This is a genomic window from Klebsiella sp. MISC125, assembly GCF_051131775.1.
Classification (GTDB): domain Bacteria; phylum Pseudomonadota; class Gammaproteobacteria; order Enterobacterales; family Enterobacteriaceae; genus Klebsiella.
The window spans coordinates 5,494,049-5,507,323 of the sequence record NZ_CP180448.1; the positions used below are offsets into that span (position 1 = coordinate 5,494,049).

The following is a 13,275-nucleotide window of genomic DNA, read 5'->3' on the forward strand; positions in this document are numbered from 1 at the left end:
TTTTTCTCCGAGTCTGCTCGCAAAATCCTGCAAACGGCTCAATACGGTTTACATTTTCGCCAGTTTGTTATCAGATCCTGTTATTAGTACGCGTAATAACGCCTGTACTTTCCCAAACAGGATACCTGCAATGCGCTTCTATCAGATCGAACCGACGCTGGAGAACTACTGGCGCGGCATTATTCTTTTTGGCAAAAACGTCGCCTCCTATAAGTTCGCGCTGGCTCATGCGCTGTACGATATCCGTCGAGACGGTAGCGATCTGATACGCCTTGAGGATCTGGCTGTGCCGTTCAGCCAGCATCTGTGTCGCCATCTTGGGCACGCGCCCAAACAGATCACCTCTCCAAAAAGCCAGTATCTTAGTGCCTGTAACCGCTTCAATCGTAATGAAATAAACCAGGAGCAGCTCACCGCTGCGACGGTAAAGCTCGGCTTTAGCGTGGTGCTGGACAAGTTTCATAACGTCAATCAGGGTGAAATCGCCAAACGCTTTTTTATCGACGAGCGCAAAACGCATAAAGGCATCCGCCTGACCGACAACTTTTATTATCTGACGGAGCGCCAGCAGTACCAGAACCTGATCCACGAAACTGACGCACGCTGGCGTCTGGTGGAGCAGGCATGGGCCATGAGCATCGCCAGCAACCTGATCGCCATAGAATACGATGCCGCCGAACAGCAGCTATTTAGCACCCTGAATACCCGACGGGTCGCTATCTCTAGCTGTCGCGACAGCCTGAACGGCTATCAGAAGGGGCGCTGCTTTTACTGCTATGCGCCAATTAGTCTTGAAACTGGGGATGAGAACCTGGCCGATGTTGATCACTTTATCCCCTGGGCGGCGCGTAGCGAGGTAGCAAATATCAATGGCGTCTGGAATCTGGTTCTCGCCTGTAAGAGCTGTAATCGCGGTGAAAATGGCAAGTTTATGCGGGTACCGTCGGTAAAACTGCTGCGCCGCTTGCGCGACAGAAACGAATATTTTATTACCAGCCACCTCCCCTTGCGTGAAACCTTAATCCGTCAGACCGGTAACACGACCGCCCGCCGCGATGACTTTCTCGCCAAAATCTGGAACACTGCTCGTATAACGCTCCTTCATGAATGGGAACCTCAGGCCGCCGGAACGGATATTTTCTGATGACAATCAATTACTACCAGCAGAACGCTGACAACTTTGTAGCTTCAACCGTGGCTGTCGATATGACCTCTCTTTACGCGCCTTTTATCGGGGCGATTAAACCGAACGGACTGATCCTGGATGCCGGATGCGGCTCCGGACGCGATGCAAAAGCCTTTGCGGATATGGGCTATCGGGTCGAGGCTTTTGATGCCTCACCAGCAATGGTTGAGCGAGCAGCGCAATTTAGCGGGCTGGCCGTGCGTCAGGCGACCTTTCAAAGCATCACGGAGAGTGCGCGCTATGATGGCATCTGGTGCTGCGCTTCGCTGTTGCACGTTCCCGCCGAAGAACTCGACGGGGTGATGCAGAAACTGGCTACGGCGCTTAAACCGAGCGGCATCTGGTACGTCTCATTCAAATACGGTTCAGGCGAGCGAGAAAAGGACGGTCGGCGTTTTACCGATCTCGATGAAGCGAGTCTGACGGCCCTGGTCGAACTGCAGGCGGATATCCGTATCGCCAAAATGTGGCAGACGGTGGATAAGCGCCCGGAACGGAGCGAAATCTGGCTTAACGCGCTGTTGCTTAAAAGCTGAATTATCAAGATGACTTCTCCTTTGTGAAGAGGTCATCTTGCGCAATCTCAACCCCCCTTCCCCCTCCTTCTGCCAAGCGTCCCCTCGCCTCATGCTCTACACTTCCTTCTTAACGATGCCAAAACTACGCCAAACCCAAGGAATCTGTTATGAGCACTATTAAAAGTTACGCCGCCAAAGAAGCGGGAGCCGATCTGTCGCTGTGGGAGTACGATGCCGACGACCTCAAGCCGGAAGATGTCGAAGTGCAGGTGGAGTACTGCGGGATCTGTCACTCTGACCTGTCGATGATCGACAACGAATGGGGCATGTCGAGCTATCCGCTGGTAGCCGGTCACGAGGTGATTGGTCGCGTGGCGGCGCTGGGCAGCGCGGCGCAGGAGAAGGGCCTTAAAATCGGCCAGAAAGTAGGTATCGGCTGGACGGCGCGCAGCTGCGGCCACTGCGATGCCTGCATCAGCGGCAACCAGATCAACTGTCTGGAAGGCTCGGTCCCTACCATCATTAACCGCGGCGGCTTTGCCGATAAACTTCGCGCCGACTGGCAATGGGTGATCCCGCTGCCGGAAAACGTCGATATCGAATCCGCCGGACCGATGCTCTGCGGTGGCATAACCGTCTTCAAACCGCTGCTGATGCATCACGTCACGGCAAACAGCCGCGTCGGGGTGATCGGCATTGGCGGCCTCGGCCATATCGCCATCAAGCTGCTGCACGCGATGGGCGCGGAAGTCACCGCCTTTAGCTCAAATCCAGCGAAAGAGCAGGAAGTGCTGGCAATGGGCGCCGATCGCGTCGTAAACAGCCGCGATCCTGAAGCCTTAAAAGCGCTGGCCGGGCAGTTCGACCTGATCATCAACACCGTTGCCGTCGACCTCGACTGGCAGCCGTACTTTGAAGCGCTGGCGTACGGCGGCAACTTCCACACCGTCGGTGCGGTAATGAAGCCTTTCCCGGTCCCCGCCTTTACCCTGATCGGTGGCGACCGCAGCATCTCTGGTTCGGCTACCGGTAACCCGTCCGAGCTGCGCAAGCTGATGAAATTTGCCGGACGCAGCAAAGTCGCACCGACCACCGAGCTGTTCCCGATGTCGCAAATCAACGAAGCGCTGAAGCACGTTCGCGAGGGCAAAGCTCGCTACCGCGTGGTGCTGAAAGCCGACTTCTAATGATATCCGTGACAGGGGCGTGACATGAACGCTCCTGACTCAGGACTTCACCGCCGGGCGGCCCGTCTGCCCGGTATTTCGCCCTCTGGTCATTAAACCGTCATCTCCCCGCCATCCTTTTGCAGTCAATCCTTCTCAAAATCCGGGCTTCTACAAACGCCTGAACGAGACGTCTGCCACCATGAGAAAAACCTGGCTCCCCTGGCTGATACTGTCGCCTTCCCTGTTGTTTTTATTGCTCTTTACCTGGTTCCCGCTGGGGCGTTCGGTCTATGACAGCCTGTTCGATACCCGCATGGTCAGCGATGGCGGCCAGTATGTCGGGCTGGAGAACTTCAGTCGCCTGTTCGCCGATAGCGTCTTCTGGCAATCGCTGGTGAATAACCTGCTTTATATCCTGCTGACGGTAGTGCCGGGCGTAACGCTCGCCCTGCTGCTGGCGGTCGCCCTGACCGAGAATCACCGCGTCAACCGCTGGCTACGCACCGCCTTCTTCTTCCCGATGATTATCCCGATGGTCAGCGCCGCCGCGCTATGGCTGTTTATCTTTATGCCCGGCCTTGGCCTGCTCGATCACTATCTGGCGAAGCTGTTTGGCCCGCTGAATAACAACTGGCTGGGGCGCAGTAATAGCGCGCTGCTGGCCCTGTCGCTGATTGGCGTATGGAAGTTCGCCGGTTACTACATGCTGTTTTTCCTTGCCGGACTGCAAAGCATCCCGGCATCAACGCGCGAAGCGGCGATAATGGAAGGCGCTACCCGAACGCAGGTGTTCTTTAAAGTGACGCTGCCGCTGCTGCGCCCAACCCTGAGCTTCGTCATTACCACAGCACTGATTTATTCCATCACCCAGATCGATCACGTGGCGGTGATGACCCGCGGCGGGCCAGATAACGCCACCACCGTGCTGCTCTACTACATCCAGAATCTCGCCTGGGACACCCATGATTTAGGTAAAGCCTCCGCCGCCACCTTCCTGACGCTGGCCGGGCTGTTCGCCTTCTCGCTGATTAACCTCAAACTGCTGGAGAAAGGAGCGCACTATGAGCGCTGAAATCTCGCCGTTGGTGCTGCGTTCGCAAAGCGCATCACGCCCGCTATGGCTGCGCCTGCGCCGCTCGCAGCCCTTTACGCTCACGGTATTAATGTGCTGCCTGGCGCTACTGTGGGTGAGCCCATTTTTATGGATGCTGGCGACCTCGTTCAGCGCCACTACCTTCGGCGAGGATATGGCCTCCCTGCTGCCCCGGTTACCGCTGACGCTGGATAACTTTCGCGATGCCTGGGCCAGCGCCGACTGGCTAAGCCTCTACGCCAACACCATTATCTTCGCTTTCGGCACCTTCTTTGTGCAGCTGTTGACCATCACCACCGCCGGCTACGTCTTCGCCTGCCACGAATTTCGCGGCAAGAAGACGCTATTCCTGATGTTCCTCGTCCAGTTGATGATCATGCCGGTGGTGATGATGGTGCCGAACATGCTGACCCTGAAAACCTTCGGCCTGCTCAATACCCTTACCGGGGTGATGATGCCCTACTTCACCTCGGCGTTCGGCGTGTTCCTGATGCGGCAGGCGTTTCTCGCCATTCCTAAAGAGCTGGAGGAGGCGGCGCTGATGGAGGGCTGTCGCTGGTGGCAGGTGCTGTTTCGCGTGCTGCTGCCGATGTCCTGGCCGTCGGTACTGGCCTTCGCCACCGTTAGCATTACCTACCACTGGAACGAATATCTGTGGCCGCTAATGATGCTGAACGACCCGGATAAACAGGTGCTGACCGTAGGGCTGGTCTCTTTCGCCATGGGCGCAGAATCCGGTGGTCAGTGGGGCATCATCGGTGCCGGAACGCTGATGGTCTGCCTGCCGCTGATGCTGGCATTCATCCTTTTCCAGAAACAGTTCCTGCGAAGCTTCGGCTTCTCCGGGATCAAATAAGGAGTTATTCATGCTGTTAGCGCAAATTTCCGATACTCATTTCCGCAGCCACGGTCAGAAGCTGTACGGCTTTATTGACGTTAACGCCGCCAACGCCGACGTGGTTTCCCAGCTAAATGCCATGCAGGAGCGCCCGGATGCGGTGGTGGTGAGCGGCGATATCGTCAACTGCGGCCGCCCGGAAGAGTATCAGGCCGCTCGCCAGATCCTCGGCAGCCTGAACTATCCGCTGTATCTCATTCCCGGTAACCATGACGATAAAGCGCTGTTTCTGGAATACCTGCATCCGCTGTGCCCGCAGCTCGGCACCGACGCGCAAAACATGCATTACGCAGTAGATGACTTTGCCACTCGCCTGCTGTTTATCGACTCCAGCCGGGCGGGGACGTCGAAAGGCTGGTTGACCGACGAAACCATCAAATGGCTGGAAGCCCAGCTGTTCGACGGCGGCGATAAACCGGCGACGGTGTTTATGCATCATCCGCCGCTGCCGCTGGGCAATGCGCAGATGGACCCTATCGCCTGTGAGAACGGCCACCGTCTGCTGGGGCTGGTTGAACGCTTCCCGTCGCTGACGCGCATTTTCTGCGGCCATAACCACAGTCTGACCATGACGCAGTATCGCCAGGCCATCATCTCCACCATTCCGGGAACCGTCCACCAGGTGCCCTATTTTCATGAAGATACCCGTCCGTATTACGACCTCTCCCCGGCGTCGTGCCTGATGCATCGCCAGGTGGGCGAACAGTGGGTGAGCTACCAGCATCCGCTGACCCACTACGCCGGACCGTGGATGTACGACGAAAATATCAGCTGCCCAACGGAAGATCGCTAATCGCCATGCTTAGTCTGCAAAACATCAGTAAACAGTTTGACGGTAAACCGGCCCTCAGCGCCCTGTCGCTGGATATTCACGACGGGGAATTCGTGGTGCTGGTAGGCCCGTCCGGCTGCGGTAAAAGCACGCTATTGCGTCTGCTTGCCGGACTGGAGCCGGTCAGCGAGGGGGAGATCTGGCTGCATGATGAGAACATCACCGAAATGTCGCCCAGAGAGCGCAATTTCGCGATGATCTTCCAGAACTATGCCCTGTTTCCGCATCTGTCGGTACGCGACAACATCACCTTCGGCATGAAGGTGCGCAAAGAGGAGAAAACCAGCTGGCAGCCGCGGGTGGATAAAGTCGCGCAAATGCTGCAACTGGATACCTTGCTGGAGCGCAAACCGGCGAAACTTTCCGGCGGCCAACGGCAGCGGGTAGCGATGGCGCGGGCGATTGTGCGCAATCCGCGCCTGTTCCTGATGGATGAGCCGCTCTCCAACCTCGATGCCCGCCTGCGCAGCGAAGTGCGCGACAGCATTATGGACCTCCACCAGCAGCTCAAAACCAGCACCGTCTATGTGACTCACGACCAGACGGAAGCGATGTCGATGGCCGACCGTATTGTGGTGATGAACGGCGGCCTCGTGCAGCAGGTCGGGCGACCGGAGTATCTCTACGCCAACCCGGCCAATCTGTTTGTTGCCGGGTTTATCGGCTCCCCGGCGATGAATCTGCTCTCACTGCCCTGCGCTGACGGCGAGGTACTGCTCGGCGAACAGCATCATCCGCTGCCGCCGCGCTACCGCGAAGAGTCCCAGGTATGGTTAGGCATTCGTCCGGAACATATCAGCGACCGCGTGGAGGAGAGCCATTTGCGCCTGCCTGCCACCGTGCTGCAACGAGAACTGATGGGAGCGGATTATCTGCTCCACGTCAGCACCCCCATCGGCACTTTACGCTTTAGCCGCCGCCATCGCGGCGCGGTGCCGGAGAAAGGCGATTCACTGCTCCTCGGCTTTTCGCCCGGTGATATTCATCTTTTTCATGCTGAGAAACAGCATAATTTACTCCAGGAGATTGACCATGTTTAGGCCCTTGGCGACCATCACCGTCAGCCTTAGCCTCGCCCTGAGCGGCGCGGCGCTGGCGAAAGAGAAGATCGATTTCATGTTTCCAGCGCCGGTGGACGGCAAGCTGACCATGGAGATGACCCGCGTCATTAAGCAATTCAACGAGTCGCAACAGGACGTGGAAGTGCGTGGGATCTTTACCGGCAACTATGACACCACCAAGATCAAAGCCGAATCCGCGCAGAAGGCCGGGCAGCCGCCTGCGCTGGTGATTATGTCCGCCAACTTCACCACCGATCTGGCGCTGAAAGATGAGATCCTGCCGATGGACGAACTGTTCCAGTATGGCGATCAAAAAGCGGGAGATTTTCTGGTGAAGGAGTTCTGGCCTGCGATGCATAAAAACGCCCAGGTCATGGGTACCACCTATGCGATCCCGTTCCATAACTCGACGCCGATCCTTTATTACAACAAAACGATGTTCGATCAGGCCGGGATCAAACAGCCGCCGCAGACCTGGGCCGAGCTGCTGGCTGACGCCAAAAAGCTGACCGACGAGAGTAAAGGCCAGTGGGGGATCATGCTGCCGTCGACTAACGATGATTACGGCGGCTGGATCTTCTCGGCGCTGGTTCGCGCCAACGGCGGTAAATACTTTAATGAAGATTATCCGGGCGAAGTGTATTACAACTCGCCGACCACCATCGGCGCCCTGCGCTTCTGGCAGAACCTGGTTTATAAAGACAAGGTAATGCCTTCCGGCGTGCTGAATTCGAAACAGATCAGCGCCAGCTTCTTCTCCGGCAAAGTCGGGATGGCGATGCTGAGCACCGGCGCGCTGGGCTTTATGCGCGAGAACAGCAAAGATTTTGAGCTGGGCGTGGCGATGCTACCGGCCAAAGAGCAGCGAGCAGTGCCAATCGGCGGTGCCAGCCTGGTGAGCTTTAAGGGCATCAACGATGCGCAGAAGAAAGCGGCGTATCAGTTCCTGACGTATCTGGTTAGTCCGCAGGTTAACGGCGCCTGGAGCCGCTTTACCGGTTACTTCTCGCCGCGCAAGGCCGCCTACGATACGCCGGAAATGAAGGCGTATTTGCAGCAGGATCCGCGAGCGGCCATCGCCCTGGAGCAACTGAAGTATGCCCATCCGTGGTACTCCACCTGGGAGACCGTTGCCGTGCGTAAGGCGATGGAAAACCAGCTGGCGGCAGTGGTGAACGATGCAAAAGTCACCCCGGAAGCAGCCGTGCAGGCAGCGCAGAAAGAGGCCGATGCGCTGATGAAGCCGTATGTGGATAAGACCGCGCTGGCGGAAGTGAAGTAAGTCTTTCCCCTCACCCTAACCCTCTCCCCGATGGGGAGAGGGGACAGTTCAGCGCAGCTTATTCGGATCAGCGCGGTTGAGCATTTACGAAAGGATTCAGGATGTGAGACAGGAAAAAAAGCAGGCCATACGAGGTATGGCCTGTAAGTGAAACAACGATTAGATTCCTGCCGTTTCGCGGATATATTTACGTGCTTTTACTGCGTATTCGAATGGGTTAGCCAGCGCCGGATCCTGCTCGGCCTCAACCACCATCCAGCCTTTGTAGCCATGCTCGTCCAGCAGTTTGAACACCGGACGAAAATCAATCACGCCATCGCCCGGAACGGTGAAGGTGCCTTTCTTCACGCCATCAAGGAAAGAGAGCCCTTCGCGGCGCACCTGCTCAATCACCGGCGGACGCACATCTTTCAGGTGCACGTGGTTAATGCGTGGCAGATATTTTTCCAGGATCGCCAGCATCGGCTCCTCGCCGCCTTCTGAATACCAGGCGTGGCCGGTGTCGTACAGCAGGAAGACTTTGTCATCCACCAGCGACATAAACTTGTCGATCTCTTCTGTCGTCTGGATGCCGGTGCCCATATGGTGGTGCAGGCAGACCTGCATGCCTTTTTCTGCCGCCAGGCGACCAAGCGTGTTGTAGCCTTCTGCAACCTGCTGCCACTCTTGTTCGCTGAAGCACGGTTTCGCATTGCCAAGAATCGGTTTTTCCAGACCCTGGATGCTGCCGCTCTGCTCAGAACAGCCAATCACTTTTGCACCCATCGCATGGAGGAAGTTCATGTGGTTGACGAATTCATCAATGGTTTTTTCCCGCTGCCCGTCGGCAAAAAAGGTACTAAACCAGGCGTTGCAAATCTGAATACCGCGGATATCCAGCATCGGCTTGAGAACCGCCGGATCGCGTGGATATTTGCTGCCAACTTCACTACCGGTAAAGCCTGCCAGCGCCATTTCGCTGACGATTTGCTGGAAAGTATTCTCGCTGCCCAGCTCCGGCATGTCGTCGTTAGTCCAACCAATCGGGGCGATAGCCAGTTTCACGTTATCTTTGTTCATAGTAGGGGGCTCCTGCCGCTACGCCTTATCGGCGCAGCAATTCACGTTCGATGAGTTCACGGGTTTCCACTGCCTGGTATTTCATTTTTTCCGGGTAGCCAAACAGCGAGGTAGCCACAATCGGCTCACCACCGACCTTGAAGGTCTGCTCGGCAAATTTCATATCGCGCAAGGTACGGAACAGCGCGTCGAAATCGACATCCCCTTCCCCGACGCCCACATGCTGGTGAACGACGGCATCCACTCCCGGCGGATTAACGATATAGCGGCAATGTTTTGTATGGTTGCGGGTATCAGCAATCAGCACATGAGAAAGATCGCTTCCCGCGTAGCGCAGCATCTTCTCAACGTCACCCACACCTTTGTCATAGAAGAAGGTATGCGGAACGCTGTAGACGTACTTAACGTTATCGCTACGGAACGACTTCACAATATCGACGGTTTCGTTGTTCTCTTCACAGAAGTCCCACGGATGCGCCTGGATTTCAACGCGGATACCTTCGCGTTCGAAAATCGGCAATAGCTCTTCCATGGAGCGATAGAACATCTCATCGCAAATCTCTGGCTGATTAGGATCGCCGGAGAACTCGGTGTTGATCACCTGTACACCCATTTCAACCGCAATTTCGATCAGTCGTTTCCAGTTTTTCACTGCCGCCTGACGGCGCAGCTCATCCGGACCGGACCAGCGATAAACGCAGATAAATGAAGAGAGCTCTACGCCGGTTTCACGCAGCGCCTGCTTGTACTCAGCCATAATCTCCCGGCTGGCACGCGGGTGCTTGTAAAACGGGTTAATCTGCGGATGCGGCGATTGCTCAATGTACTTGTAGCCCCACTCCGCCACCTGGTGAACCATTCGGGTGACCCCGAGGTCTTTAATTACATCAACATCAAAGGCAATTTTCATCGTCGTTACCTGTGCAAAGAAATTCCGTCAGCAAAGCGTGCTTAGCTTTTGTAGAATGCCGGGCACTCCGGTAGCGTCACTTTTACCGGCTCGCTGGTACCCTGTGCCTTGATGCAGGCATCGGCGGCAACGGATGCAGCATAGCCATCCCAGGCCGATGGGCCATGCAACTGGCCTGCCTGAACATCGTTGATGAAGGCTTGCAATTCAACGTCATAGGCTTTGATAAAGCGGTCTTTCCAGTCGACCAGAATGGCGGTCGACAGGTTAGCGGATTTACGCATCTGCACCGCTGACGGCTCAGGCAGGCGAGCAATACCGGTTTCCCCAACCACTTCACACTGGATGTCATAGCCGTACTGGCAGTTCACAAACACTTCAACATCGATCAGGGTGCCTTTCTTGGTTTCGAACGACACAATCTGCGGGTCTTTCAGGCGCGCGTGAGTGTGTGAGGTCGAGCGCGGGAAGCGCACCTGCACCGAAAGATAGTCGTCATCCAGCAGCCAGCGCAGAACGTCTAGTTCGTGGATCAGGGTGTTTGTTATCGCCATATCGGTGGTGTAATTCTCGCCCACTGACTGGTTACGGTGCGCACAGCGCAGCATCAGCGGCGCGCCGATATCACCGTCATCGATCACTTTTTTCAGCGCCAGATAGCCTTCGTCATAAGGGCGCATAAACCCAACCTGCACCAGACGACGACCGGCTTTCATTTCCGCATCAACAATACGACGGCAGCCTTCGGCGCTCATCGCCAGCGGCTTCTCGCAGAACACTGGCTTACCGGCGGCGATAGCGGCCAGGGTGTACTCTTCATGGGTTGGGTCCCAGGAAGTGACCAGAATGGCGTCCACATCGCTGGCTTTAATGACGTCATGACCGTCGGCGTACACTTCTGCGTGTACGCCCGGCAGTGCGACCGAAGCACGCGCGTTCTCTTCGTTGATATCCGAAACCGCTACCACCGTAGCGCCCTGTAATACCTGAGTGCAGCGGCGGATATGTTCTTTACCGATAGCGCCGGCACCGATGACACCTAATTTGAGTGACATAGTTGGTTTTCTCCCGAGATTTGTAGGGTTCAGGGTTTGTGTTCTGTTTTAGTAATCCCGCGCCTGAGCGCGTTTTTCATTAATCATTTCGGCCACTTTGCGGATCCGCTCGGACAGCGCAGACTGCGCGACGCCGACGTTCCACCAGCTGCCGTATTTGTGCACCATGGTTTTCGGCAGCACTTTAATGTCGATCAGGGTGCTGACGGTTTCGCGGCGCGCGGCATCCAGCGCATGGCGTAGTTCATCCAGCGTCGTGACGCGCCAGGTTTTGCAGCCGTAGCCGGAGGCGACGGTGGCGAAATCCACCGGTACCAGGCCGCCCTGCAGCTGGCCAGACTCGGCGCAGCGGAAGCGGAATTCGGTGCCGAAGCTGTCCATTCCATGTTCCATTTGCAGGTTGTTAATGCAGCCGTTAGCCATGTTGTCGAGCAGCACGATGTTGATCTTCGCGCGCTCCTGCAGGGAGGTCACCAGCTCGGAGTGCAGCATCATGAACGAGCCGTCGCCGACCAGTGAATAGACCTCACTTTGCGGCTGCGCCAGCTTCACACCCAGCGCGGCGCTGACTTCATAGCCCATGCAGGAATAGCCGTATTCCACGTGATAAGTGTTGGTTGCCCGGTTACGCCAGACGCGCTGCAGGTCTCCCGGCAGGCTTCCCGCCGCCGCCACAATCACTGCATCCGCCGGTAGCGTTTCATTTAACACGCCGAGAACGCTGCTTTGCGTCAGGGTGGAGTCGGTTATCTGGCGGAATTCGCGATACACCGACTCACGATCCAGATGGTCGTCAATTTCCGGTACAAAAGATTTTTCCTGCCACACCGCCTGGTAAACGCGCTGAGTCTCTTTCAACTGGCGGCTCTGTACGCTTTCGATCTGCTCGCCCCACGCGGCCTGCCAGGTGTCGCCGGACAGGGCGTCATCCAGGGCGTCGAGGGCTTCACGAGCATCCGCCAGCATCGGAATACCATCGAGCTTCCAGGCATCGAAGTTGCTGACGTTAATATTGAGGAAGCGCACGCCCGGATGCTGGAAAATCCATTTCGACGAGGTGGTGAAATCGCTGAAACGCGTGCCGAGGCCGATGACTAAATCTGCCTCTTTCGCCAGCAGGTTCGCCGCCAGGCAGCCGGTTTCACCGACGCCGCCAACGTTAAACGGATGCGAAGAGACCACGCTGCCCTTCCCGGCCTGGGTTTCGGCAAATGGAACGCCATAACGCTCGGCAAAACGGGTCAACGCCTCACCTGCACCGGAGTATTTCACCCCGCCGCCGCAGACGATTAGCGGCTTACGGCTGGCTTTAATCGCCGCAACCGCATCCGCCAACTGCGCGGCGCTGGCCGGGCGACGGTCAAGACGATGTACGCGACGGGTGAAGAAGGACTCTGGATAATCCCAGGCTTCCCCCTGGACATCCTGCGGCAGGCAGAGCGTCACCGCGCCGGTTTCCGCCGGGTCGGTCAGCACGCGCATCGCGCTCACGCAGGCGCTCATCAGCTGTTCCGGGCGGGTAATGCGATCCCAGTATTTGCTCACTGCACGAAACGCGTCGTTGGTGGTAATGCTCAGGTCATGACTCTGTTCAATTTGCTGTAAAACAGGATCCGGCTGGCGAGTGGCGAACACATCGCCTGGCAGCAGCAGCAGAGGGATACGGTTGGCGGTAGCGGTTGCAGCAGCGGTAATCATGTTCGCCGCGCCGGGGCCGATAGAAGAGGTGCAGGCAATTATCTGACGGCGCAGAGACTGTCTGGCAAAACCGGTTGCGGCATGCGCCATCCCTTGCTCGTTACGCCCCTGATAGACCCGCATTTCACCGCTGTCTTGCTCCAGGGCCTGACCCAGCCCCAGAACGTTGCCGTGACCAAAGATAGCAAAGATGCCTTTTACGAATTTATGCTCTTCACCATCAACTTCCAGGTACTGGTTATCCAGGAACTTCACCAGCGCCTGCGCCATTGTCAGTCTCAGTTTGCCCATGTTGCCCAATCCTTATTGTTCAGTATTTGTGTGTGGGTTAGCGCCTTGACCCTGTGCAACAATACGGCTGATGACAGAGCGAAATCGTTAACGTCACTGGAATACTTTTGGATTATAGGCAAACATTTTTTTCATTAAATAGAAATACAGAAAAAATATTTCATTTTGCGAGAGGGATCAAACTCTCCATGCATTTCACCCGTTTCATTGCCATTATTCATAT

The 13,275-nt window shown here is 56.4% G+C and carries 12 protein-coding genes; 8 read left to right on the plus strand and 4 right to left on the minus strand.

The features are described 5' to 3' along the window. Positions 1-130: 130 nt before the first annotated feature. From ACMYSL_RS25725 to ACMYSL_RS25760, 8 genes are all read left to right on the plus strand, one after another. Positions 131-1,144, plus strand: a complete 1,014-nt coding sequence (locus ACMYSL_RS25725) for an HNH endonuclease (protein ID WP_434660378.1) — start codon at positions 131-133, stop codon at positions 1,142-1,144. Continuing rightward, entirely contained in the window at positions 1,144-1,722 is a 579-nt protein-coding gene (locus ACMYSL_RS25730) for a class I SAM-dependent methyltransferase (RefSeq protein ID WP_434660380.1), read from the plus strand. The genes ACMYSL_RS25725 and ACMYSL_RS25730 overlap by 1 nt, the downstream gene beginning before the upstream one ends. A gap of 149 nt (positions 1,723-1,871) precedes the next feature. Then, the gene (gene ahr / locus ACMYSL_RS25735; protein WP_434660382.1) at positions 1,872-2,891 is read left to right on the plus strand and encodes an NADPH-dependent aldehyde reductase Ahr; all 1,020 of its coding nucleotides are present in this window, start codon (positions 1,872-1,874) and stop codon (positions 2,889-2,891) included. A gap of 181 nt (positions 2,892-3,072) precedes the next feature. Beyond that, on the plus strand, positions 3,073-3,945 hold the full coding sequence (locus tag ACMYSL_RS25740; protein WP_304255508.1) for a carbohydrate ABC transporter permease: 873 nt from the start codon (positions 3,073-3,075) through the stop codon (positions 3,943-3,945). Continuing rightward, complete coding sequence (locus ACMYSL_RS25745; protein WP_434660385.1) at positions 3,935-4,822, plus strand: carbohydrate ABC transporter permease; 888 nt, start codon at positions 3,935-3,937, stop codon at positions 4,820-4,822. The genes ACMYSL_RS25740 and ACMYSL_RS25745 overlap by 11 nt, the downstream gene beginning before the upstream one ends. A gap of 10 nt (positions 4,823-4,832) precedes the next feature. After that, entirely contained in the window at positions 4,833-5,657 is an 825-nt protein-coding gene (locus ACMYSL_RS25750; RefSeq protein ID WP_434660387.1) for a phosphodiesterase, read from the plus strand. A gap of 5 nt (positions 5,658-5,662) precedes the next feature. Further along, a complete protein-coding gene (locus ACMYSL_RS25755; RefSeq protein ID WP_434660389.1) occupies positions 5,663-6,736 on the plus strand; it encodes an ABC transporter ATP-binding protein in 1,074 nt (357 codons plus the stop codon). Further along, on the plus strand, positions 6,729-8,039 hold the full coding sequence (locus tag ACMYSL_RS25760; RefSeq protein ID WP_434660391.1) for an ABC transporter substrate-binding protein: 1,311 nt from the start codon (positions 6,729-6,731) through the stop codon (positions 8,037-8,039). Before ACMYSL_RS25755 ends, ACMYSL_RS25760 begins: the two co-directional genes overlap by 8 nt. 159 nt (positions 8,040-8,198) lie before the next feature. On the opposite strand, the gene iolE is transcribed toward ACMYSL_RS25760, so the two are convergent. The 4 genes from iolE to iolD are packed head-to-tail and all read right to left on the minus strand — an operon-like array spanning position 8,199 to position 13,052. Next, a complete protein-coding gene (gene iolE, locus ACMYSL_RS25765) occupies positions 8,199-9,098 on the minus strand; it encodes a myo-inosose-2 dehydratase (RefSeq protein WP_434660393.1) in 900 nt (299 codons plus the stop codon). Between the two features lie 25 nt (positions 9,099-9,123). Beyond that, positions 9,124-10,008, minus strand: coding sequence for a sugar phosphate isomerase/epimerase family protein (locus ACMYSL_RS25770; protein ID WP_110276622.1), 885 nt, complete (start codon positions 10,006-10,008; stop codon positions 9,124-9,126). 41 nt (positions 10,009-10,049) lie between these two features. Then, positions 10,050-11,063: a Gfo/Idh/MocA family protein gene (locus tag ACMYSL_RS25775; protein ID WP_110276621.1), complete on the minus strand. Its 1,014-nt coding sequence runs from the start codon at positions 11,061-11,063 to the stop codon at positions 10,050-10,052. 48 nt (positions 11,064-11,111) lie between these two features. Further along, on the minus strand, positions 11,112-13,052 hold the full coding sequence (iolD, locus tag ACMYSL_RS25780) for a 3D-(3,5/4)-trihydroxycyclohexane-1,2-dione acylhydrolase (decyclizing) (protein WP_142464504.1): 1,941 nt from the start codon (positions 13,050-13,052) through the stop codon (positions 11,112-11,114). Between the last annotated feature and the right edge of the window lie 223 nt (positions 13,053-13,275).